The 22,525-nt window shown below is 59.1% G+C and carries 20 protein-coding genes and 1 pseudogene; 17 read left to right on the forward strand and 4 right to left on the reverse strand.

Annotation, left to right across the window (positions count from 1 at the left end; translation table 11 throughout):
- The first annotated feature begins 69 nt into the window (after window positions 1-69).
- From ACP7BS_RS10635 to ACP7BS_RS10680, 10 genes are all read left to right on the forward strand, one after another.
- Entirely contained in the window at window positions 70-1,830 is a 1,761-nt protein-coding gene (locus ACP7BS_RS10635) for a type I secretion system permease/ATPase (RefSeq protein ID WP_426230706.1), read from the forward strand.
- Complete coding sequence (locus tag ACP7BS_RS10640; RefSeq protein ID WP_426237994.1) at window positions 1,827-3,227, forward strand: HlyD family type I secretion periplasmic adaptor subunit; 1,401 nt, start codon at window positions 1,827-1,829, stop codon at window positions 3,225-3,227. Before ACP7BS_RS10635 ends, ACP7BS_RS10640 begins: the two co-directional genes overlap by 4 nt.
- A gap of 266 nt (window positions 3,228-3,493) precedes the next feature.
- Window positions 3,494-4,153: a calcium-binding protein gene (locus ACP7BS_RS10645; protein ID WP_426230708.1), complete on the forward strand. Its 660-nt coding sequence runs from the start codon at window positions 3,494-3,496 to the stop codon at window positions 4,151-4,153.
- A 65-nt stretch (window positions 4,154-4,218) separates the two neighbouring features.
- Window positions 4,219-6,468, forward strand: a complete 2,250-nt coding sequence (locus ACP7BS_RS10650; RefSeq protein WP_426237996.1) for a glycosyltransferase family 2 protein — start codon at window positions 4,219-4,221, stop codon at window positions 6,466-6,468.
- On the forward strand, window positions 6,465-7,304 hold the full coding sequence (locus ACP7BS_RS10655) for a class I SAM-dependent methyltransferase (RefSeq protein WP_426237998.1): 840 nt from the start codon (window positions 6,465-6,467) through the stop codon (window positions 7,302-7,304). The genes ACP7BS_RS10650 and ACP7BS_RS10655 overlap by 4 nt, the downstream gene beginning before the upstream one ends.
- Window positions 7,301-8,551, forward strand: coding sequence for a glycosyltransferase family 4 protein (locus ACP7BS_RS10660; RefSeq protein WP_426230711.1), 1,251 nt, complete (start codon window positions 7,301-7,303; stop codon window positions 8,549-8,551). Before ACP7BS_RS10655 ends, ACP7BS_RS10660 begins: the two co-directional genes overlap by 4 nt.
- An 8-nt stretch (window positions 8,552-8,559) precedes the next feature.
- Window positions 8,560-9,291, forward strand: a complete 732-nt coding sequence (locus tag ACP7BS_RS10665) for a hypothetical protein (protein ID WP_426238000.1) — start codon at window positions 8,560-8,562, stop codon at window positions 9,289-9,291.
- Window positions 9,291-11,546, forward strand: coding sequence for a glycosyltransferase family 2 protein (locus ACP7BS_RS10670; protein ID WP_426238002.1), 2,256 nt, complete (start codon window positions 9,291-9,293; stop codon window positions 11,544-11,546). Before ACP7BS_RS10665 ends, ACP7BS_RS10670 begins: the two co-directional genes overlap by 1 nt.
- Entirely contained in the window at window positions 11,543-12,862 is a 1,320-nt protein-coding gene (locus ACP7BS_RS10675) for a glycosyltransferase family 4 protein (RefSeq protein ID WP_426238004.1), read from the forward strand. The genes ACP7BS_RS10670 and ACP7BS_RS10675 overlap by 4 nt, the downstream gene beginning before the upstream one ends.
- A gap of 72 nt (window positions 12,863-12,934) precedes the next feature.
- Window positions 12,935-13,324, forward strand: coding sequence for a hypothetical protein (locus ACP7BS_RS10680; RefSeq protein WP_426238006.1), 390 nt, complete (start codon window positions 12,935-12,937; stop codon window positions 13,322-13,324).
- Window positions 13,325-13,475: 151 nt separating this feature from the next.
- Here the strand turns inward: ACP7BS_RS10680 and ACP7BS_RS10685 are convergent, their stop codons facing one another.
- Complete coding sequence (locus tag ACP7BS_RS10685) at window positions 13,476-14,432, reverse strand: hypothetical protein (RefSeq protein WP_426230716.1); 957 nt, start codon at window positions 14,430-14,432, stop codon at window positions 13,476-13,478.
- Window positions 14,433-15,118: 686 nt separating this feature from the next.
- Window positions 15,119-16,006: a LysR family transcriptional regulator gene (locus ACP7BS_RS10690; protein WP_426230717.1), complete on the reverse strand. Its 888-nt coding sequence runs from the start codon at window positions 16,004-16,006 to the stop codon at window positions 15,119-15,121.
- Between the two features lie 98 nt (window positions 16,007-16,104).
- Here ACP7BS_RS10690 and ACP7BS_RS10695 point away from each other — a divergent pair, with 98 nt between their 5' ends.
- The 7 genes from ACP7BS_RS10695 to ACP7BS_RS10725 all read left to right on the forward strand — a co-directional run bounded on the left by ACP7BS_RS10695 (window position 16,105) and on the right by ACP7BS_RS10725 (window position 21,866).
- Window positions 16,105-17,334, forward strand: coding sequence for an MFS transporter (locus ACP7BS_RS10695; RefSeq protein WP_426230718.1), 1,230 nt, complete (start codon window positions 16,105-16,107; stop codon window positions 17,332-17,334).
- A 62-nt stretch (window positions 17,335-17,396) separates the two neighbouring features.
- Window positions 17,397-18,503 carry an alpha/beta hydrolase gene (locus ACP7BS_RS10700; RefSeq protein ID WP_426230719.1) on the forward strand — a complete coding sequence of 369 codons (1,107 nt, stop codon included), beginning with the start codon at window positions 17,397-17,399 and terminating at the stop codon, window positions 18,501-18,503.
- Window positions 18,504-18,644: 141 nt separating this feature from the next.
- Window positions 18,645-19,118, forward strand: a complete 474-nt coding sequence (locus ACP7BS_RS10705) for a hypothetical protein (RefSeq protein WP_426238008.1) — start codon at window positions 18,645-18,647, stop codon at window positions 19,116-19,118.
- 18 nt (window positions 19,119-19,136) lie between these two features.
- Complete coding sequence (locus ACP7BS_RS10710) at window positions 19,137-19,835, forward strand: DUF4405 domain-containing protein (RefSeq protein WP_426238010.1); 699 nt, start codon at window positions 19,137-19,139, stop codon at window positions 19,833-19,835.
- 62 nt (window positions 19,836-19,897) lie between these two features.
- A complete protein-coding gene (locus ACP7BS_RS10715; RefSeq protein ID WP_426238012.1) occupies window positions 19,898-20,251 on the forward strand; it encodes a cyclophilin-like fold protein in 354 nt (117 codons plus the stop codon).
- 172 nt (window positions 20,252-20,423) lie between these two features.
- The gene (locus ACP7BS_RS10720) at window positions 20,424-21,209 is read left to right on the forward strand and encodes a carboxymuconolactone decarboxylase family protein (protein WP_426238013.1); all 786 of its coding nucleotides are present in this window, start codon (window positions 20,424-20,426) and stop codon (window positions 21,207-21,209) included.
- A 189-nt stretch (window positions 21,210-21,398) separates the two neighbouring features.
- The gene (locus tag ACP7BS_RS10725) at window positions 21,399-21,866 is read left to right on the forward strand and encodes a (R)-mandelonitrile lyase (RefSeq protein ID WP_426238015.1); all 468 of its coding nucleotides are present in this window, start codon (window positions 21,399-21,401) and stop codon (window positions 21,864-21,866) included.
- 116 nt (window positions 21,867-21,982) lie between these two features.
- On the opposite strand, the pseudogene ACP7BS_RS10730 reads toward ACP7BS_RS10725, so the two are convergent.
- Both ACP7BS_RS10730 and ACP7BS_RS10735 read right to left on the reverse strand, forming a co-directional pair.
- Window positions 21,983-22,129, reverse strand: a pseudogene (locus tag ACP7BS_RS10730) (type II toxin-antitoxin system RelE/ParE family toxin); the annotation flags it as partial.
- A complete protein-coding gene (locus ACP7BS_RS10735; RefSeq protein ID WP_426238017.1) occupies window positions 22,126-22,434 on the reverse strand; it encodes a type II toxin-antitoxin system RelB/DinJ family antitoxin in 309 nt (102 codons plus the stop codon). The pseudogene ACP7BS_RS10730 and the gene ACP7BS_RS10735, both read right to left, overlap by 4 nt.
- Between the last annotated feature and the right edge of the window lie 91 nt (window positions 22,435-22,525).

Consider the following 22,525-nt stretch of genomic DNA (forward strand, 5'->3'; position numbering starts at 1 on the left):
CTTCGGCACAGTTATAACCAATTCTGCCCTTCAGAAGATGGCTACAACGTTAACTCAAGGCAAATCGCCATGCGTGATACTGTTCAAAATGAGACAATAAGCAAGAGTCAAATTTGGGGAGGCAAAGACAAAAACAACCCGGGATTGCTAATGTCGCAAGCAAAGCGTGTCTTCTTGTCCGGGTTGCTCTATGCGGCAGCGCTTAGCGTATGTCTCAATTTGCTACAACTGACGATGCCGCTATTCATGCTGCAAGTTCATGACAGGGTGCTCAACAGCCAGAGCATGGACACACTCGTCATGCTCACCATTTTGGCGATCGGCGCCCTCGTGGTGCTTGGGGTTCTGGAATTCATCCGCGCCCTGTCTTTCCAAGCCATCGGGGGCGCACTCGTGCGCCGTTTAAACACGCCGGTCCTTACCGCCGCCGTTCAGGCCTCGGTCGACCAGGGCCTGTCGCGCGCGACCCAGTCGCTTCGCGATATCTCAGAATTGCGAAGTTTCCTGACCTCGTCAGCGGTCACCGCGCCCCTCGACGCGGCCTGGTCACCGATCTTCCTCGGCGCCCTTTTTATTCTGCATCCGCTTTTCGGGCTGATCGGGGCTGTCTCCGCGGCGCTCCTCCTTTGTGGCGGTGTGGTCACGGACATGTTGACACGCCAGCTCACCAAGGAAGCGAACCAGACAAATATCGAGGCCGTATCCAAGATTGGCGCATCGCTGCGGCATGCCGAGGCTATCGAGGCGATGGGCATGCTGCCGGCGTTGGCGAATCGTTGGCGCGCCCTGCAAATGCAGGCCCTCAGCGCCTTTGAAGCGAGCGGGACCAGGAGCAAGGCGATGTCGTCCATCACCCGCAGCCTGCGCTATTCCATCCAGATCGTAACCCTGGCAGCCGGAGCGTTTCTGGTGCTGGAGCAGGCAATCACGCCCGGCGCGATGATGGCATCGAGCATTCTTGTCGGCCGCCTCCTCATCCCCTTTGATTCGATCATCGACAATTGGCGCCAGTGGGTTCTGGCGATCGCGGGCTGGCGCCGCCTTGAGGCCGCCCTCACGGCGGACCTTGCGATCCGCCAAACGATGCCCACGCCGCATTCGTCAGGCGACATCGTGGTCGATAAATTGGTCTACGCAGCCCCTGGACTGGATGTGCCGATCATCAAGGGCATTTCTTTTTCCCTTTCTCCGGGCGAGGTTCTGGGCGTGGTCGGTCCCTCAGCGGCAGGCAAATCGACCCTCGCGCGCCTGCTGGTCGGAATCTTGCGGCCCACGTCCGGCGGTGTCTTTCTCGACGGCAACAACACCTATCTCTGGGAGCGCAGTTCGTTCGGCCAAGTGGTTGGATATTTGCCGCAATCCGTATCGCTTTTGGAAGGCACGATTCGAGAAAACATTGGGCGGATGGCCGAAAGCGACCCGTACAAAGTGCTGGAAGCGGCGCGACTGGCTGACATCCATGACATGATCGGACGCCTGCAACTTGGCTATGACACGCCCGTCGGCGACGGACATCTGACCCTTTCCGGAGGGCAGCGGCAGCGCATAGCGTTGGCGCGCTGCCTCTACAACAGACCTCGCCTCATCGTGCTCGACGAGCCGAACGCGAACCTGGACGCGATTGGAGAGCAGGCCCTTATCCGGGCAATCCAGCACGCGCGCGGTGACGGCGCCATCGTCGTTTTAATCGCTCACAGGCCAGCCATCATGCAAGTCGCCGACAAGCTGCTCGTGCTCGAAAACGGCCGCATCACACAGTTCGGGCCTCGAACGGATGTGATCCCGGCCACAATGCCGGGCGAAGCACGCCGCGAGGTGGCCGCGATATGACGGAGAAGATGCCTCTTGCGGTGCGCCCGGCCCCTTCCGAGCGTCACTTACCATTGTATCAGCCGGTGTCGCGGAATGTCAGCTCCTTGGACTTGGAATTCGAACAGCTTGATAACGGCTCGCCACTCCGCCGCCTTGTCATCGCGGGGATCGCCACGATCCTCGTGTCCTTCGGTGGATTTTTTGCCTGGGCGTTTTCCACCGAACTCAGCAGCGCGACGGTCGCCAACGGCACGGTCATCGTTGATTCGAAGAGAAAGACCATCAGCCACTTTGAAGGCGGGGTGATGAGCCGTCTGCTTGTTCAGGAGGGCGACAAGGTTTCCGCCGGGCAGCCATTGATCGAGCTCGAGGATACGCGAGCCCGCTCCAGCCTGCACTCGCTCCAAATCCGGCGCATTGGCCTGATCGCTAAACTGGCTCGGCTGAAGGCCGAGCAGGCCGACCTGCTGCACATCCGCTTTCCGAGCGATTTCGGCAACGCACAGACCGTTGCAGTCGATGAGGCCGTCACGGCCGAGACGGTCTTTTTCGAAAAGCGGCGCGAGACCAAAAACGGGCGCATCGAGGTCCAGAAAAAAACCATCGAAGAGTACCTCGAACAGACAACATCACTCCGCATTCAGACCCAGGCGGTCGACCAGCAGATCGGCCTCATCAACGACCAGCGGACGGCGATAGCAACCCTGGTGCAAAAAGGCGCAGCATCGCGCGCGCGGCTCATCGAGATAGACTCCAAGCTAAGCGAGCTTGCAAGGGAAAGGGGTGAACTCGCCGGCGGCAGGGCCCAGGCCGAAAAAGCAAGGGCGGGCGCGCAGCTTGGGCTGACCGGAATCGAAAGTGAGTTTCAGTCGACCATCGCCGGGGAAATCACAACGGCACGCGTCGACCTCGCGGATGTCGAAGAGCAGATCACCGCTTCGCGGGACGTGCTACGCCGCCTTGAGATCCGCTCTCCGCAGGCGGGTATCATCAGTAATATTCTGGTGCGCACCCCCGGCAGCGCGGTCACGCCCGGCCAGCCACTGCTCGAGATCGTTCCGGAAAATGAGCCGCTTCTGGTCGAGATGCGCGTCAATCCTCGCGACATTGACAGCATCGCCGTGGGCTCGCACACGCAAGTCCGGTTGACGGCCTATAATCAGCGCTCCCGCCTGCCAATGGAAGGTACCATCACATATGTCGCTGCGGACCAGTCCGTCGATGAAAAATCAAACAGCGCGTTTTTCGTCGCACGTGCCAAGCTCGACGCGGCGTCGCTCAAGGCAAACCCTGACGTCCGCCTATCTCCCGGCATGCCAGCCGAGGTGCTGATCATCCATGAGTCACGCCGTGCGATCGACTACCTCACCTCACCGGTCCTCGAGAGCTTCAATCGAGCCTTCAGGGAGGATTAAAATGCTGCAGTGCGGCCATCAAAGGTAAAATACTTTTACTTTTGAAGTTATTTCAAAGTAAATATTGGGGAATTTACTTCATAATCTCCTAGATTTTCGAATTGGAACACTCGTAAGACTCATTTTGAGAAAAATATTTCTCAAAATCTGACATATCTTTCCAAGATATGCTTGCGTTGCTTTTTTTTGCAGTGCACATTTCAAACGCGAGATCGTCGCACCCTGCGCCGACAACGCGTGCATATCAATCTGAAGAGGAGAGGCAGATGGCCACATTGGAAGGCGGAGCGTACGACGACGCATTGTTCGGCTCCCGTTTCAACGACTTCATTCGCGCCCATGGGGGCGATGATTTCGTGAACGGCGGGAACGGGCACGATATTGTGTTCGGCGGTGACGGTGACGACCTGCTGTTCGGCGGAAAGGGAAACGATACCCTGTTCGGCGGCGAAGGCAGCGACTTGCTGAACGGTGAGAACGGTGACGACACCCTCGTCGGCGGCTGGGGCGATGACCTCTTGTACGGCGACAAGGGCAACGACATTCTGTTCGGCGGACACGGAAGCGATCTTTTGTCCGGCGGCAAGGGCAACGACATACTTTATGGCGGCGATGGCAACGACATCCTCGACGGCGGTGCCGGCAATGACATCCTTGCAGGCGGTGCTGGCCATGACGTCTTTGTCTTCGACGGCGGCGGCGGGAATGACGTCATTCTCGACTTTACGGCGGGCGAGGATCTGTTGCAGATTTCCAGGGGCATCAATGGTCTTGATGTGACGTCGCCCGAAGACCTAGCCTCGCGTGTCACGCAGGTCGGCGGCAACGTCATCGTGGATCTCGGCCATGGCGACACACTCACATTAGTCAATGTCGACGCCAACGACATCCATGCCAATCCCGAGAACTACTTCACCGTTCATTGAACCTGAATCTCGCGCGCCCTGCTTCCTCCCGTAGGGCGCGCTATTCCGATCCAGAGGGGCCGCCTGTGACGTTCGACGAATCGATAGACGCCACTGGCGTTTTCAGCAACGCAAAGATCTTTCGGCTCGGTATCGACCTTGCCGTCCTCATATGGGACCTTCCCCCAGTCCTTCCCGCCAATACGAGGTGCCTGTTGTCCATGGAGCAGTCGCCAGTGCCGCTCGTCAGCATGACGCTGCCGCTTTGCAACGGAAAGCAACGCATGTTCTGGGCGATGAGACCAGAACAGCGACCGGTGACTGTGGACATTTGCACGGAGCACGGCACGACGGTCGATACTATCGTTATGCAACCTGCACGCGCGCTCGCGCCTCTCGATGTGGAGGCCCTGTTCGCCGATCTCGCGCCGGATGGCCGCATCAAGTTCGTCAACAACCTGCTGACTGTCTGGCGAAGCGCTTTCCGCATCGCCGGCGACCCTTTTTTCAACATGGTGGTCGAAGACGCCATTCACACGCTTGCGCCCGAACGGCAGACCGCCAGTGTCGTCTGCCAGATTGCGCAGGGGCGCCATCTGATCGAGACCGCGATCAATCCGGATCTGGGCGAGATCACAGCGATCTATGCGATCGGTGCCACGTCGATCAAGCGCATGGCCGACAGGCTCGTGCTCGGGCGCGATGGGAAAAACGGCCTGCAATCGTGCCATTTCATGGCACACGTGCCCTCCCCTCCGTTTCTTTTCGTTCTCCTGAGCAAGAATGGCCTCGCCATTCGCCAGCTGCCTGACGCCAAGCCGCGCCATGCCAGCCTTCCGGGTTGGTGGAGCAAAAACCGCGAGGCGGTGGAATTGCGCGAAATGATCATCCGTCAACTCGCCCTGTTGCCGGAGGGCGGCGCCGCCACTGCCATCGACCTTCAAACGCGCACCCCGCTGGCGGAGAGCCGGATTGCCAAGTCGTCGATGCACCCGTCCGGTGAAGTCGATCTCGCTCTGGCGCTCGACGGCGGCCTTCTGGCCGGCGGTTGGTTTCATGCACCATCATCGGCCTTCTCCGGCATCGACTATGTCAAGGAAGACGGCACCCCTGTGCCGCTCGACGGAAACAACTACAAATTCCCTGCATGGGCGCAAGGCAAGGATGAAAAGGGCAAGACGGATGTAACGGGTTTCGTTGCCTGGATTCCACTGACGGAGTCCCCAGGACCGCTGCTGCAACCGCGATTTCAGATGCGTCTCGCTTCCGGAGCGGTCAGACCGCTCATACCCAAGCCACAGCCTTTCGAGCCCGCGATCCAGCGAAACCATGTCCTGCGCGCCGTTCCGCCGCAACATGCAGTCGACGATGCTTTCCGCACAATTCTGGCCCCCGCCCTTCAGGACATTGAACGACGATTGGGCAGGACCATCGAGGTCGACGACACAAAGGACTACAGCCTTCAGAAAGACGCGCCGCTCGTTTCCATTGTCGTGCCCCTCTACAAGGTTCTTGATTTCCTGCGTTTTCAATTATCGGGGTTGGCCACGGACCCTTGGCTCGCCGCTAACGCGGAGGTCATCTACGTACTCGATTCACCGGAAATCCAGGATGAGACGGAGCATCTGCTGGGCGGACTGCACCTTCTGCACGGGTTGCCGATGAAACTGGTGGTTATGAACCGCAACAGCGGTTACGCGCGCGCCTGCAATGCCGGCGCACGTTTCGCACGCGGCTCCATCCTGGTGATGCTCAATTCTGATGTCGTGCCTTGCAAGCCCGGCTGGCTTCAGATCCTTTCGCGGGCGCTGCTGGAAGACAAGACACTGGGTGCCATCGGTCCGAAACTGATCTTCGAAGATGGATCGCTGCAGCATGCGGGGCTTTATTTCGGCCGCGACCAGCGCGGGATCTGGCTAAACCACCATTTCCACAAGGGCATGCCTGGTGACTACCGGCCGGCGCAGCAGACCCGTGATGTCCCTGGCGTCACCGGCGCCTGCCTCGTGGCCCGCAGGGAGACTTACGAGCGCGTTGGCGGTTACACCGACGACTACGTGATCGGCGATTACGAAGACAGCGACCTCTGCCTCAAGATCCGCCGTCTCGGGTTGCAGATAGTCTATGAGCCGGCGGCATGCCTCTATCATTTCGAACGCCGCTCGATCCGCCGCAGCCAGGACTACATGCGAGGCGTTGCCAGCCAGTACAATTCATGGCTGCACACGCAGCGCTGGGAGGAGGACATCAGCGCGCTGATGGCGAACCAACGCGATAGGGACCCACATCACCCCGCCGCTACGGGTGAGAAAATACAGGAAAGGAGCGCAGCATGACGAAAGCGGCACTCCTGCAACCGCCCGCGCCGGCCAGACTGATCGATGAAGACCGTATTCGCTGGCTCAACGAATCCGTACGGGCAAATCGTTTCCTGCCGCAACCGGATACCACCAACGTCTTCGTGGGAGATGGAGATTTTCGCGCGATCGGAGCCGAATTTCTCGGTTATTTCATTCGCATCGGCGGCCTGCGCGAAGACAGCCGTGTGCTCGACATTGGCTGTGGTATCGGCCGGATGGCGGTGCCGCTCACCCAGTATCTCGATCCGCAAACAAGTCGCTACGATGGCATTGATCCCGTCGAAGACGGTATTGGCTGGTGCCAGCGTACGGTCACGCCCGCCTACCCCAATTTCTCCTTCCAGCGGCTGGACATAGCACACGAGCTTTATAATCCAGACGGCAAGATCAGCGGAAAGGCCTTGGCGCTGCCTTTTCCGGACCGTCATTTCGACTTCGTGATCATGACCTCCGTGGTCACGCATCTGCCGCCCGCAGAAGTCCTCGTCTACCTTTCAGAAGTCCGCAGGGTTCTGTCACCCGGAGGACGCCTGTTTATGACAGCGTTCGTGATCGACCAGATCGCTGCGGCAAACGAACACGGGCGGCGCGATCCGCGTCTTGCTTTCCAACGCTATCGCGAAAGCCCATGCTGGTTCGTCCCAAACCAGCCGCGCCTTGCCGCAATCGGCTTCGAGGACGGTTTTCTGGACAAGGCGCTCGAACGCGCCGGCCTCTCCGTCGCCCTAAAATCGCTGGGCCATTGGCGCGGCACCAAAGCGAGCCACCATCAGGACTTCATCGTGTCGAAGCGGCGGGGAAGCGGCCGATGAGCAAGCGCATCCTGGTGGCCGCTCACAACCATCCGTCTCTTCATCCAGGCGGGACGGAGATATTCGCGCACGACCTGTTTCGCGCCTACCAGCGCGAGGGTCACGAAGCGCTGTTTCTCGGCGCCACGAACCAGATTCATCGCGAAGCAAGGCCCGGCACGAGTTTTCAGAGCATCGGTCAAGCGGGAGACGAAATCCTGTTGTGGTCCGGACATTTCGACCGCTTCTTCATGAGCCAGATCGACCTCTATGGCATCGTGCCAGACCTAACCGAGCTGCTGCGCGATTTCCGGCCGGACGTGGTTCACCTCCACCACCTGCTGCTGCTTGGCGCCGAGTTTCCGCACATTGTCCGCCGCACCCTGCCCCAATGCCAGATCGTGATGACACTGCATGACTATTACCCCATTTGCCATCATGACGGCCTGATGGTGCGCACCGGCAGCAAAGAGCTGTGTCACCAGTCCAGCCCCGACCGCTGCCACAGCTGTTTCAAGGACATTCCGCTCGACCGCTTTACCTTGCGCGAAAGCCACTTGAAGGCCCTGCTGAGCACGGTCAACCACTTCGTCTCGCCCAGCGCCTTTTTAAGGGAGCGCTTCGTGCAATGGGGATTGGATGCGGATAAGATCAGCGTCATTCCCAATGGTATCCCCAGCCGAGATGCCGGCGTTGGAAGAAAGCTGCTTGAGGGTGGAAAGCCGGTCTTCGGATATTTCGGAAATCTCAACCCCTGGAAGGGGATAACGGTGTTGCTCGACGCCGCGCACCAGCTTCTGGTCGATGGCCTCGATTTCGAGCTTCGAGTCCATGGCGGCGCGCCCTTCCAGAGCCAGGCCTTTGTCGACGAGGTCGATCGGCGCTTTGCCGAAACATCGGCTTCGGTACAGCGCCGAGGCCCCTATCGCCGTGAAGATATCGGCGATCTGGTGGCCGCCGTCGATTGTACCATCGTTCCCTCGGTCTGGTGGGAGAATGCACCGTTGGTCATTCAGGAAGCCCAGGCTCAGGGGCGCCCGGTCATCGCCAGCAATATTGGCGGAATGGCTGAAATGGTCGAGCACGGCGTCAACGGCATGACCGTTCCGCCCAACGATGCCCGCGCGCTCGCCGCAGCGATGCGCAGCATATTGGAAGAACCGAATCTGCTGCGCCGGTTCGCCGCAAACGCACGCAAGCCCGACGACATCGATACAACCGCCCGCCGCTACCTGAAGCGAATCGATACGACACAAGTTCAGTCATAGGAGAACTCATGGCCATTCCCGCTGAACGACTGGATGCCGCGTCCGAACAGGACAATGCCAAGCCGATGAGCGGCCGGGTGGACGCCATCGACATGGGCAGGATCTTCGGCTGGGCATTCGACCCGATGGCGCCGGATCAACGTCTGATCATCCGTGTCCTGCTCGATGGCAAGGTGATTGCAGAGGCCGTTGCCGATCGCAATCGCCCGGACTTGCGGCGCAACGGCATTGGCGATGGCAATCATGCATTTGAAATCGCGCTGCCCGATCCCGTTCAGTCGCGCGCGAGCGATATCGTCGTCATGGCGAGAAATGAAAGTGGTTCCGAGCAGGCCTTGCGCGTTCCACAACCAAACGAGCAGGCGGCCGAGGCTCTTATCGCCGCGCCGCTCGCGAAGGTGCTCGACAAGCTCGACGTGCTGATGGCGTCCCAACGGCAGCTGCAGGTCTCCCAGCGCTCGTTGCAGCGCGCACCGGACCTTGACGCCGACAAGGCAGAATCCACCGGCCTCAGCGAGGTCGGCCACGCCGTCGAGAGCCTCAGGGTGGATATCGGCCAAAGGCTGAATGATCTCGACGTCCATCTCATGCGGCTGGATGGGGTCGTGGGTGGAATGGAAAAGAACTTGAACACTCTGCGCAAGCGTGGGAACGGCGAATTGAAGCCGCTGCTGCTGTTGCTGTTTGTTCTCGTGGGATTTGCCGCGGGCGCGAGCCTTGCGCTGATTGTCAGGATATGATGCGCAGCGAGGACGGCGTGCTGGCTACAGAACAATCCCGGGCTGTTACGAGCCCCGCAACAGGCAGGCATGCGGCGAACAGGGCAATGCGCCCTGGGCGGGTTATCGGCTACCGCATCGACGAGACAACCTTGCTGATCATCGGCCTTGGCCGTGTCGCCGCCGGCAGCGCGATGGTCGTCATTGGCGACGACCTCGCAGACACGCGAAGCGCGTTTGTTTCGGAATGGCGATTGTCCGCGCCCTCACCTCGGGCCAGGCATGGGTTTGCAGCACTCCTGCCAATAGGGGACGCACACCCGGACATAAGCACGATACGGTTCGGAGAGGAGGAGACGGGCGCGCAGTTCATCTTCGCACCCCGGCTCGCCGCCGCAGAGGAAGCAGCCACGCTTATTCTCGAGTCCGCGGGATCCCAGTCAGCCGCGGTCATCGATGGGCTCGTGGACGAGCTGATGGCCGGCGATGTTACCCGCCACAGGCTTCTGACAATCACCGCGCTCTTGCAAGCGGCTCACGCAAGTGATGGTTTCGTCGAGCTGATCGGTGAAAGCCATGATGGTGTGACGTTCCTGCAAGGCTGGAGCCGCGGCATGGCGCCCGGATCTTGCCGGATGTTCGTGGTAGGCAATGCGACACCGGTGATCGCTGAGTTCGGCATCGCGGTCTTTCCCCGGCCCGACGCCCCCGATGGCGCCTCCGGTTTTGTCGGCCTTCTCGATGCCAACAAAGCGACCGGCGCTCTGGACATCGAAGGTCTGGTCTTTCGGGCGCGCGCCGGTTGGCGGCACATTGCACTCCACCCCAAAAAACGCATCACCGGCCCAATGGAAACGCCCGAACATATCCGGTCGATCCTGCTGCGGACCCATGGCTCTCCCGACGTGCTGCTTTCCCTTCGAGCCGCTGCCAACAGCTTTGCGGGCAAGGAAACCGTCTCCAGCCTGCCCTATCCCGTCCGGATGGGCATAGACAACGTATTCGAGGCAGATGGAGGCAATCTCCTCGTCTCCGGCTGGCTTTATGACCCCGACGGCCACATCACAACGGTGGGGTTGTGCCGAAACAATGCCGCGGCTCGCCTCGACGAATGTTGGACGCGCTTCGATCGCCCTGACGTCTCGGACAGTTTCAACGAGCAGCAGCACTTCGCTCCGAGCCTTCGGGGCGAACAGCATACCCATGGCTTCATCGCCCAGGCACAATTACCGAGTGACGATCCTGACGCATCTCTCTACTTCGAATTAACGCTACGCGATTTACGCCGCGCTTTTTTACCGGCGAAACCGGTGCGGGTTTCGGCGCGTTCCGCGACATTGCGCCAGATCGGCGCCATCGATCCCGCGAACTGCGCGCTGCCGGCGATCATCGATACGCAAATTGTCCCTTTCCTCAGACAGTCTGGAAGGTCGGTCCCTGTCATCGACACCATCTTGAATACTGGCCGCTTCGATGAGGAAAGCAGCCCGCCGATCGTCATCGGTGCCGGCGAAAGCGAGGAGGACATTGCCCCACTATTGGCCTTGCTCGCGCTCGATCCGGAAACCCGAGCCGCGCCGATCGTCATCGCCATGCCTGAAGTGCGCTTTCGCAGGCAAACCGCCCGTATCAGGGAACTCGCGCGGTTCTACGGCCTTTCGGTTCGGCTGGTATCGGTGAACGGAAGCGGCGATGACTGCGACATGCTTGAAGCGGGCATACAAGCACTCACCTGCGAAACGGTCGTCTCGCTCTCCGCCTCGCTGATCCCGCGCGCGGCAGGCTGGTACGGCAAATTGGTGGCAACCAGCGCGACCCTGAAAGGAAGCGTCGTCTCGCCCGTTCTGGCATATGAGGACCATTCCATTCGCTGGGCGGGGAGCTGGATCGAGGAAGACAACGACGACCAGCCTGTCGTAGGTCGCTATACCGGCTATCCGCTCAAGGCGGTCACCGACATGACACTGACCCGTATCGCAGCTGCATCGCTCGCGTGCTGCATCATGCCTCGCAACGCTGTGGCGCGTGCGGGTGGCTTTTCCGCCGGCTATCTTGGGGCGCATGAAAAGGGTCTGGATCTCGGCCTTCGCCTCAACCTGTCGGGCATCGAATCCTATGTGCTTCCATCGGTGCAGATGTGGGGCTGCGACGACGTACGCGGCGGAGGTAGCCCGGCTTTGACCGCGCTGGTGGAAGAGATCGACCGCAAGATCTTCAAGAGCCAATGGTCGCCGGTTCTCGGCATAAAAAAGCACCTGGAAAAGAGGCCTACATGAACGAAAAGCTTCGCATCCTTGTCGTCTCGCACGCGCACCCAACACTCTCGCTCGGCGGAGCGGAAATCGCATCTCACAACCTGCATCGCGGCCTGAACGCACTGCCAAACGTAGAATCGGTTTACCTGGCCCGGGTCGGCAATCCTGTCCCACGCCACGCCGCGTCCGCGCTGATGAGCCTTCGCCTTGCCGAGGACGAGTTGGTGTTCCACGCTGACGACTATGACCATTTCTTTCTGTCCAACGGTGATACCAAGACGATCAGCCGGGACCTTTTGCGTTTCGCACGTGATCTGAGGCCCCATGTCATACATTTCCACCACGTTCTCGGCATCGGCCTTGAAGCGCTCTATGCACTCAGAGAAGCATTCCCGCACGCCGCCATCCTCGTTACGTTCCACGAATACCTGTCGATCTGCCACAACCACGGGCAAATGGTGAAGCGACACTCAGGACAGCTGTGCGAAACAGCCTCTCCCGTCGCCTGCCACGGTTGCTTTCCCGATATCCCCGTCTCACGCTTCCTCAAGCGTGAGCAGTTTACTCGCGGGATGCTTGGCCTTGCCGATGCTTTCGTCTCGCCCAGCCGTTTTCTGGCGGATCGCTACACCGCGTGGGGCATTGAAAAGGACAAGCTCTTCGTGATCGAAAACGGGATCGCTGTGGAAGCGGCTGCGCCCGCCCGTGTGTTGCAGGGAGCCAACCCTCGCCGCAACCGCTTTGCCTATTTCGGACAGATGACGCCGTTCAAGGGGGTCGATGTCCTAATTGACGCTGTTTCGCGCATTCCGAAGGAACTGTGGGGCGAAGACTCCTGCCTGATGATCTTCGGCGGCAATCTTGAACGCCAGCCAATCGAATTCCAGGAGCGGATGAGGAAGCTCATTGCGGACGCCGGACCCCGCGTCCGCTTCTATGGCGCGTACCAGAACGCGGAGGTACCGCGCCTTATGCGTTCGGTCGACTGGGTGGTTTTGCCGTCCGTCTGGTGGGAAAACTCGCCCGTCGTGATCCAGGAGGCCCTGCTCCATTGCCGACCGATGATCAGCTCCGATATCGGCGGGATGGCCGAGAAAGTGCGTGACGGCAAGGACGGCCTTCACTTCCGCGCAGGCAGCAGTCAGGATCTCGCGGACCGTATCGCGGAGACATTGGGCAATAACCAGATCTGGGAACAGCTGCGTAGCTCGATGCGACAACCGGCTGATCACCTGGGTTGCGCACGCGAACATCTCAAACTGTATCGGGCGTTGCTGCGCAGGAAACTCGATGCGGTAACGACCGAGGCCCCGGCGCTTCTCCCGCACGCACTTTAACATGACCGCCACGGTGGCAACATCGTCGCGGTGGAACGATGCGCCCCCGAAGAGGCCCACAAATTCGGCATCGTGTCCCTGAAGGCAAGCGGCGATGGTCCCCTTGTCACCGATCTCGTGGAAAAGCCAGTGCCCGACACGTTGCCGAGCAACCTGTTCATTTCCGGGCGCTACATCATTCGACCCGAGATATTCGACCTGCTGGAAAACCCGTCCCCCGGCGCCGGCGGCGAGATCCAGTTGACGGATGCCATGATCGCCCTGATGACCAGGCAGACGATCAGGCCGTTCCAATCCGCGGCCACACCTTCGATTGCGGCTCACCCGCAGCTTCGTGAGTTCCAACCTGCACATGGCACTTTCCCGCGCCGACCTGGCTGCCTTCGTCACCATGGAAATCAAAGCCCCGACCACGGCACGAAGCGCGGTCGCTTGCAGGTAATTGAAGTAGATTGCGGGTGAAAACCCGCGATCTACTTCGGCCTTCGTAACCGCCTGTTCTTCCCCGAAAACCAGTGCATTTCAGGTGAACTTATGGCCGCGCGCACGGCCTGTGGGTGTGCCGTCATGTTCGGAAAGGCCGTCCTCCAGGCCAGGCGCGGCAACTTTCAGATCATGAACGCGAGGTGCCATCCTTACCGCAGCTACGCGCGATACGGCCGTCCAGTTCCGCCAGGCGGCCGGCGAAGCCAGGATTTTCCGACTGATACGTCATAGCGTCCACAAGCAAGGTCCGCGCCGCAGCAAGCTCTCCATCGCGAATGTGGCGATTGGCCCGATGGTAGAGAAAATTTGCCCGCTCGACAGGAGAGAAAGTCACTCCGAAGTGCGCATGAAACCGATCTGCCCAGGCCCGATGGCGAGCGATCGCCGCCACGGCGATCTGATAGGGTCTCATTGGCGCCGTCAGTCGGGCTGCGCGAACCAGAGGGCGTAGAGCCGGAAGATCGTCTGCGCGGCAGGCCTCTATCAGCGATAGCGCGCGCGCCGTCCCGGTAAATGCCCGAACGGTGCCATGGCCGGTCATGTGAACCGGAATGAGATGCGTCTTCTCCTGCCGCATACCTATCCGAACGGCGTGCTGGCGATCGACGGCGTGGAACGGATCGAAGAAGAGATAGGCCCGCCCGGCTGCGTGATCGGGCGCTATCGCCATATTGGTGTGGAGTTCGGGCGAGAAATGGCGTGCAAACCTGCCGTCAAAAGGAACCGCCTTCGGATCGATCGAGACTTGAGGGCAAAAGGCGATGGCAACGTCAGCGTTGAAGCGCCTGCGGTAGCGTAACGCCGCGTAGCCGCCCTGTGAGTGTCCGTAAAGGACCCGCTCCCGTGCTGTATTAAGAATGGGCGCAGCGGCCTCGACAGCCTTAACGACGCTCGCTGCCGGAAACCAGTTCGGCCGTCGACTGATGAAGCCAAGCGCAGAAATGCCGGCTTTCTCACAGAACCGCTGCCCCCAGAAGCGACTGCCGTTCGCCGTCATTTCCATCTCGTTAAAGGTGATGAGAAGATAGGGAGATGACCCCGCGCGATATATCACTTCCAGGTTCTCATCCGAAAATATGCGCATGCGGCTCACCCACAAAATAACAAATCAGATAAATATACTTCAAAATTTTATGTAAATTCCCCCAGTGTGGATAGACATAACATGTAGTTCGAAATCAACCCGTGGTCTACACTCTCTCTTTCCGGATATGTTGCTTAATCACACCACCATGGAAGCCAGGGCGATCCCCGACGCGCGTTTCAAACTCCTGAGGCCTCACGACTATTGGTTTGAGTTAGCCACCAGATTGACTTACTGGCTGACATTTGTGTCCGCAGATATGCGTCCGCGCGGCATTCTTCTGAAAAAGGACGCTGCTGTTTGATCGCGGCTGTTCCCTTTATGCACGCCTTGATGTTGGAGTGGACGGCCCCTGAACGGCATCGAGGTGCCAGAATGAGCCGTTAGGATCTCAATCGAAGGGGCCGCCCATGGAAAGTGCTGCACTCGTTAGTGCTGTGCGCTAGCGAGGCTTCGATCCTGCGACAATCGTCGTTGGCCTAAGGTCAGATGAGAACCACCATGTTCGGGGCCGCGATCAGCTTGTTTCAATATGGTGCGTGCCAGCGCCTGACTAACCTTAATCGGGAGTAGTTTCACACGCTTCGTCTTCACCTCTGCCACCAGCCTTCCATGCAGGCAGCACATCAAAACAGTGGCGGGAGCAATGTCGGGCCCGGACCATCGCCTTTTTTTGGAAATCGACCTTAGACACGAAGCGCTTCAACAACGACCTTAAACGCTGGAGAGTTTTGTCGTCTGCTGGGATAGTAGAGGTAGTACCCCGAAAACAGGGGCGTCCAGTCATCCAGGACCTGCACCAATTCTCCAGACACAATCTGACGTTCCACTAGGTTTTCTGGCACGTAGGCGATGCCATAGCCCTTCACGGCCGCATCGATCATCGCGTAAGACGTGTTGAAGGTCAGTTGACCCTCGACACGGACACGTAACTCCCTGCCGTCCTTTTCGAATTCCCAACTGTACAGCCCACCCAGATGCGACTGCCGGTGGTTGATACAATCATGACCGACAAGATCCTGCGGTGTTTCAGGAACTGCCCGGTTAGCGAAATACTCCGGAGACCCGACGGCGATTAGACGCCAGTCGGGACCGATGCGGACGGCGATCATGTCCTTGTCCACGCTCTCGCCAAGTCGCACGCCGGCGTCGAACTTTTCTTCCACAATGTTCCGAAAGCCATTGTCGCTGTTCAGCTCGACCTTGATGTCAGGGTAGTCCCGTAGCACTAACCGTAATTTCGGCCAGACGACGCTTTCCAACGCGTGGTCGGAAAGCGTGATCCGCACTGAGCCGGACGGCTTGTCCCGGATTGCCATCAATTCGTCGATTTCGGTTTCGAGCTCTTCGATGCGAGGTGCAAGAGAGCGGATCAGCCTCTCGCCTGCCTCGGTCGGTGAAACACTACGGGTGGTGCGGGTCAGAAGGCGCAATCCCATCCGGGCTTCGAGCTTCTTGATCGTATGACTGATCGTCGATTGCGACGTGCCAAGTTTCGCAGCCGCCTTGGTGAAGCTCCGCTCCTCCGCCACGGCCAGGAACCAGAGCATGTCGTTTAGATCTTCCCGCTTCATGGTTCCCTCCAAGCGTTATCGATTGATGTCATCAATCGATAAGTCCAAGCGAATTGCAATGGCTAATCTTCAAGCTGACCCCGGCATATATTGCCGCCATGACACAGCACGCTCTCACACGATCCGACTTCGACAACGACGACATCGACCCTGCGTTCGGGATACCCGCCGATTCGGCTTTACCAATTGCAGCCTGGGGCGCGGTCATCTCAATGGCGCTATGTGTCGCGGTTCTGATCGCCTCGGAGTTCATGCCCGTCAGCCTTCTATCGCCAATTGCTACGGAGTTGGGCGTCACGGAGGGTCGCGCTGGCCAGGCGATCTCGATCTCCGGCATCTTTGCGGTCCTCACCAGCATCTTGGTGGCCGGGCTAACGCGGCGATTGGACAGGCGGCTGGTCCTTGCGTCATTTTCACTGATCCTGGTAACCTCCGGAACGATCGTCACTTTCGCCCCCAACTATCTCATGCTGATGATTGGGCGCGCCTTGTTGGGTATCGCCATTGGCGGCTTCTGGTCGATGTCGACTTCGATCGTCATGCGGCTGGTGCCTGAGGATTCCGTGCCGAAGGGCCTTGCGATGCTGAATGCAGGCAATGCCATCGCGGCAACGATCGCGGCCCCTTTAGGAAGTCTGCTTGGCAGCTACATAGGCTGGAGAGGCGCATTCTTTGCCGTCGTTCCAGTGGCCCTGCTGGCTCTCGTCTGGCAGTGGATCAGCCTGCCATCACTGCCTCCTCGCAACGAGGGCTCGTCGAATGTTTTTCGATTGCTTATCCGCCCCCCGGTGGCCATCGGCATGGTCTCGATCATGCTGCTCTTCATGGGCCAGTTCGCTTTGTTCACATACCTCCGCCCCTTCCTGGAAACGGTGACGTCTGTCTCGATCTCGACCCTGTCTCTCCTGCTCCTGCTAATGGGGCTGGCGGGTGTCGCAGGGAGCACGATCGTCACTCATCTCCTTCCGAAGCGATTGTTCGTCATTCTCGCTGCAATCCCGCTGATCATGGCCTTCATCGCATTGGGGCTGATTGCATTCGGATCGTCCTCGACGATCACCGCGATGCTTCTGATCGGCTGGGGTGTGTTCAGCACGGCAGCTCCCGTCGGCTGGGGGACATGGCTCAGCCGCAACATGGCCGACGACGCGGAGGCAGGCGGCGGGCTGCAAGTCGCAACGATCCAGCTCGCAATCACCCTTGGCGCCTCTATCGGCGGAGTCCTGTTCGACGGCTACGGCTGGTGGACCACCTTCCTGTTCGCTGCGGTGCTGCTGGTCGGCTCATTTCTGTTCGCCATCGCCGCCTGGCGTTCCACACGCCGATGAAACACGGCGGTCACTCCCTCCAGCTCAATTTCCATCTCATCACCACTCAAGGAGACATGCAGATGACCAACCACAATCAAGACGACCCACAGACCTCGACGACCGGTATCGATCGGCGCCGCCTACTAAAGATGACGGGTGTCAGCGTCGCAGCCCTCGGTGCGATGTCCATTTTCAACATGACAGATGCAAAGGCTCAAGACATGTCCAACGGCGCGTCCAATTTCTACACCAGCGACCGCGTGACCCTGCAGAAGGTCACGTTCAAAACCCAGTACCAGACGAATGTCGCCGGTAATCTCTTCCTACCCAAAGACCTTGACCGTGCGTCGAAAAACCCGGCCATCATCGTCGGTCACCCGATGGGTGCCGTGAAAGAGCAGAGCGCCAATCTCTATGCCACCAAGATGGCCGAACAGGGTTTTGTCGCTATGTCCATCGACCTGCCCTTCTGGGGCGAGAGCGAAGGTCAGTCGCGTAACATGGTTTCCCCGGAAGTCTATTCGGAAGCGTTCAGCGCGGGTGTCGATTTCCTCGGCTCCCATTCCTTCGTTGACCGCGGCAACATCGGCGCTATTGGGGTCTGTGGCAGTGGCAGCTTTGTCATCAGTGCGGCCAAGATCGATCCGCGCATCAAGGCGGTCGCCACCGTCAGCATGTACGATATGGGCTCGGCCTTCCGTGACGCGCTCAACCACTCCCAGAGCGTCGAGCAGCGCAAGGCGTTCATCGCGGAAGCTGCCGAGCAGCGCTGGGCCGAAGCAGATGGCGCCCCTATCCAATACGTCGGGGGCACCACTCTGGAACTGACAGCCGACACCGATCCTGTCCAGCGCGAGTTCTTCGACTTCTACCGGACGCCGCGCGGCGAGTTCACGCCGGCAGGTGCAACGAAGCAGACGACCACCAAGCCAACGATGAGCAGCATGGTCAAGTTCGCGAACTTCTACCCGTTCAACGACATCGAGACGATTTCGCCGCGGCCGATGCTGTTCATCTCAGGCGACCAGGCCCATTCGAAGGAGTTCAGCGAGGACGCCTACAAGCGTGCCTCTGAGCCGAAGGAACTGGTTTGGGTCAAGGGCGCGGGTCACGTCGATCTCTACGACCGTGTCGATCTGATCCCGTTCGACAAGTTGAAAGGCTTCTTCGATCAACACCTCGCTTGACCGGTAAACCGGAATGGGGCCGCGGGAGTTGCTCGTGACCTCAGTCCTTCCATCGGTCTCCGCCAACTCGAGAATATGCGTACGCATGGCGAGGCAGAGAGTGCGGCAGCGGTTGATCGCTCGGCATAAGGGATGAACACTATGAACATTTTTCACTGGTCCGGCTTGATGGCCCTACCCTTCGTGATCGTTCTGGCAGGCTATTTTCCGGTCGAAACCGAGCTATCGCCGACGACAGCACTTGCGGCGTCGAACTCGGTGACATTCCCGCCTCTCAATCAGCTCGAACATTACACGACGGTTCGGCGGGGGATCACCAGTGAGCACATGCTGACAAGCCCTGAAGCACTCGCGGCGATCAAGGCCGGGCAGCCTGTTCCCACCGGAACGCATATGGTTCTTGTCGACTATCAGAGCGATGTTCTCACGCGCTATCTCGTCGGACAGAAAATCGGTAATGGCGCCGATCAGTGGGAATACCAGTGGTTCTGGCCGGACAGAACCATCAAGGCGAACGAGAATGTCGCTCGCTGTTATTCCTGCCACCGGTCACAGCAATCCGAACAATTCATGTTTACGTTCGATGGAGCGATCTCCGATGACGATGCGCTTTGATGTCAGCGGGGTGCTGGCATGCTCCGGCTAGCGACCGACCGCCTTCTTCTTCCGGCCAGTATGGCCGCGCTCTTGTTGCTGTCGCTCGCCTACTGGTGGCTCGACAACGGCCCGCATGAGATTTTTGGAACGGCCATGTTCGGACTTTTGGCATGGCACCTCTACACCAACAGGCGCTGGTTCTTGAAACTTCTCATCGGCCGTTATGATGCCCGTCGCTGGGCGATCATGGTGATTCATACCTGGCTCGCGATCAATATGGCGGTGCTGTTGGCGACGAGCGTGCTGATCTCCCGCTCGGTGCTGAGCTTCATCCAATTCACGGACAATGTGAGCATCGTCGAACTCCACTGGTTCTCCGCCTATTGGGTTGCGATGATCATCGCCGTTCATGTCGGCAGCCATTGGACACGTGTGATGGCGACGACCGGCACAGTATTCGATTTCTCTCCGTCGAGAATCAGGACCGGCGTGTTCAGAATTGTTGCGGTGATCTTCGTAGCTCTTGGTGCCTGGAGTTTCGCTGTCCTCGGCGTCTCGACCAAGCTGATGTTTGGCTACAGCATTGAGTTCTGGGATTTTACGGCCTCGGTAACGCCGTTTTTTGCACATTGGACAGCGGTCGTCGCAGGTGTCGCGATACTTTCGCACTACTCGTTGGCTGGTTTGCGGTCATCGGGAAAGCTTCATTTTCAGTCACAGAATGGTGGAATATGAAACGTCTCCCAGAAACATCGATGATAGCCGCTTTGCTCACACTAACGCTTGGAGGAGCCTCCTTGGCGCAGGACCGCATTTCAATTTCATCCGACTGGGGCAATGTCACGGCCGAACTGGCTGACAACGCGGCTGCACGCGCCCTTGCCGTAATGCTGCCGTTGACGATCAAGATGGACGATCATCTGCGCCAGGAGAAGACGGGCAACCTGCCGGCTGCACTGCCGTCAGCCCCTCGCCAGCGGGAATTTTCCGCGGGGACGCTTGGCCTTTGGAGTTCGGGGGATTTCGTCATCTACTACCGTGAGGGACGCGTACCGTCGCCCGGCATCGTCACTCTGGGTCAGGTCCAGGGCGATGTCTCGATCTTTGACCGATCCGGAAGCGTCACTGTCAGCATAGATAAGGTTCCCTGAACCCGTTGCAGGGTGGCGATACTCTCAAGCGCACTTGCTGCGCCCGATTGATGGGATGGGCGCATAAGTACTATCGGAAAGCGACGTCTAATCCCGCTGGACTCGCCTTGCTATATCCATGTGACGGTCGCGGTTGCGTCCGTTCATGTCACCAAACGGAAGGACTTGACCCATGAAGCAGCACCTTGCAGCTACGGCGCTTTCTGTCTCACTGGCCACGGCGCCAGCCTTTGCCGACGATAGAAAATACCCGCTTGCCAATCCTCCAGTTACCGCGCAGGACATGATGTCGGTCTCGCCGGCGTTGGCGAAATACACAAACACCGCTCTTATCGGCGACTTGTGGGAACGGCCGGGTCTCACGCCACGTGATCGCAGTGTCATCACCGTCGCCACCCTGATCGCCAGGAACCAGACCGTGGAGTTCGCCCACCACTTCAACCTGGCACTCGATAACGGCGTAAAACCGTCGGAGCTCTCGGAGATCATCACCCATCTCGCTTTCTACTCCGGTTGGGCAAATGCAACCGCTGCAGTCGCCGTCGCCAAGGATGTTTTTGCAGCACGCGGCGTCGGTCCGGACAAGCTGCCTGAAGCGTCGCCATCGCTCCTGCCGCTGGATGGTGAGAAAAATGCTTCGCGGCAGTCCACCGTAGAACAGACCGTCACGCCCACGTCTCCCGGCGTAGCGCACTTCACAAACGACCTCTTGTTCAAAGACGTGTGGCTTCGCCCAGGGTTGGCTCCACGGGACAGGAGCCTGATTACGGTGACGTCGTTGATCGCCAACGGACAGGTCGCGCAGGTGACCTATCACCTCAACCGGGCAATGGATAACGGCATCAAACCGGAAGAAGCATCAGAAATGCTGACGCAGCTCGCATTCTATGCGGGTTGGCCAAATGTCTTTTCCGCTTTGCCGGTGGTGAAAGACGTTATCGATAAGCGTCCCTCTTGAGGGCTGAACGCGATCCCAGAAGGTCCGCCTCAGGGATCCGCCGACGAGCTTAATTGCTGATGAGAGGCTGTCGACAGCTGTCATCGCAAAGGATTTGAGATTCCCCTCGCCAACGGACAACGATGACGCTGCGATGGTCGCCGCTCACACATCCGGACAAAACTCGCTACGACGCCACAGAAGGACGAAATGATGAAACTGCTCGCCACGACTGCCATACTCTTTGGCATCTTCGCAACAACACAAGCATTCGCCGAATCTACCGAGATCTTTCCAGCGGGCTCAAGGCCGACTGCCAAGGGACCGGAAGCCAACTTCACAGGCTCGGTCATGATCGACATGCTCTACATGAACAACGAGCATACCACCAATTCCGGAGGCCTTGTGACCTTCGAACCGGGCGCGCGTTCGGCCTGGCATACCCATCCTGCGGGACAGGTCCTGATCGTCACCTCGGGATCCGGCTGGGTTCAGGAGGAAGGCGGTCAGAAGCGCCAAATCCGATCCGGCGACGTGGTGTGGACACCGCCTGGCGTCAAGCACTGGCACGGCGCGACCGATAAAAATGGCGTGAGCCATATCGCCGTGTCCAACGTCAAGGACGATAAGGCCGTCGACTGGATGGAAAAAGTCACCGACGAACAGTACCTCGACTGACAGAGCATGCCGGGCGGTGACACCTAATCGCCGGGCATTCCCTAATTGGGATCGTCGCCAGCTCGGGTGCGTGGCGTAGGGAGTTTGAGGATCGCATCCTGTTGCCCGTTCCAAAAACCGCTCGCGGGAAAATCTATCAACCGACGGACGGCAGCAACGATCCGTTCGTCGACCAGAATGGCCGCTAACGGATTTTCTGCTTCTATGTATGTGAAGATGGCGTCGCGATCCGATAACGCGAACGCAGACCAGGTAAGCTTCACGATTTGCGCGCACCCGCGTTTAGTCGAGCTGCCGCTCGACGTTCAGCAAAATGTGCCTCGACTTCGTCATCCGAGACGTCCGGTCGAGTATCGTTCAGCGCTTCAAGTACCTTGGTGCAAAACCAAGCGTCATGGGCTTCATTACCTGAAAGAAGCTCCAGCGGCAGCGCACCTTCGTTGGCCGTCCGGGTTAGTAAGATACGAACCGCGTCCGATACCGTAAGCCCCATATTTCCAAGCACTGCGGAGGCACGATCCCGAACCTCGGCATCAATACGAGTTTGTACCAGTGCATTTGCAGCCATATCGATCTCCACCGGCTGCTGCCGTGCCTACGTCCCACAATCAAATTTTCTCACTTCGCCGGACAATTAAAAACCGGACATTGCAGATATG

Origin of the sequence: Pararhizobium sp. DWP1-1-3, assembly GCF_049896125.1 — a bacterium.
Taxonomy (GTDB): domain Bacteria; phylum Pseudomonadota; class Alphaproteobacteria; order Rhizobiales; family Rhizobiaceae; genus Pararhizobium.

Bases quoted from the DNA above. Each gene is read 5' to 3' on its own strand.
- ACP7BS_RS10720 (WP_426238013.1), top strand. From the start codon at position 20,424: ATGAAGCAGCACCTTGCAGCTACGGCGCTTTCTGTCTCACTGGCCACG.
- ACP7BS_RS10670 (WP_426238002.1), top strand. From the start codon at position 9,291: ATGCGCAGCGAGGACGGCGTGCTGGCTACAGAACAATCCCGGGCTGTT.
- ACP7BS_RS10665 (WP_426238000.1), top strand. From the start codon at position 8,560: ATGGCCATTCCCGCTGAACGACTGGATGCCGCGTCCGAACAGGACAAT.
- ACP7BS_RS10700 (WP_426230719.1), top strand. From the start codon at position 17,397: ATGACCAACCACAATCAAGACGACCCACAGACCTCGACGACCGGTATC.
- ACP7BS_RS10655 (WP_426237998.1), top strand. From the start codon at position 6,465: ATGACGAAAGCGGCACTCCTGCAACCGCCCGCGCCGGCCAGACTGATC.
- ACP7BS_RS10660 (WP_426230711.1), top strand. From the start codon at position 7,301: ATGAGCAAGCGCATCCTGGTGGCCGCTCACAACCATCCGTCTCTTCAT.
- ACP7BS_RS10685 (WP_426230716.1), bottom strand. From the start codon at position 14,432: ATGCGCATATTTTCGGATGAGAACCTGGAAGTGATATATCGCGCGGGG.
- ACP7BS_RS10695 (WP_426230718.1), top strand. From the start codon at position 16,105: ATGACACAGCACGCTCTCACACGATCCGACTTCGACAACGACGACATC.
- ACP7BS_RS10645 (WP_426230708.1), top strand. From the start codon at position 3,494: ATGGCCACATTGGAAGGCGGAGCGTACGACGACGCATTGTTCGGCTCC.
- ACP7BS_RS10725 (WP_426238015.1), top strand. From the start codon at position 21,399: ATGATGAAACTGCTCGCCACGACTGCCATACTCTTTGGCATCTTCGCA.
- ACP7BS_RS10635 (WP_426230706.1), top strand. From the start codon at position 70: ATGCGTGATACTGTTCAAAATGAGACAATAAGCAAGAGTCAAATTTGG.
- ACP7BS_RS10690 (WP_426230717.1), bottom strand. From the start codon at position 16,006: ATGAAGCGGGAAGATCTAAACGACATGCTCTGGTTCCTGGCCGTGGCG.
- ACP7BS_RS10735 (WP_426238017.1), bottom strand. From the start codon at position 22,434: ATGGCTGCAAATGCACTGGTACAAACTCGTATTGATGCCGAGGTTCGG.
- ACP7BS_RS10675 (WP_426238004.1), top strand. From the start codon at position 11,543: ATGAACGAAAAGCTTCGCATCCTTGTCGTCTCGCACGCGCACCCAACA.
- ACP7BS_RS10705 (WP_426238008.1), top strand. From the start codon at position 18,645: ATGAACATTTTTCACTGGTCCGGCTTGATGGCCCTACCCTTCGTGATC.
- ACP7BS_RS10710 (WP_426238010.1), top strand. From the start codon at position 19,137: ATGCTCCGGCTAGCGACCGACCGCCTTCTTCTTCCGGCCAGTATGGCC.
- ACP7BS_RS10640 (WP_426237994.1), top strand. From the start codon at position 1,827: ATGACGGAGAAGATGCCTCTTGCGGTGCGCCCGGCCCCTTCCGAGCGT.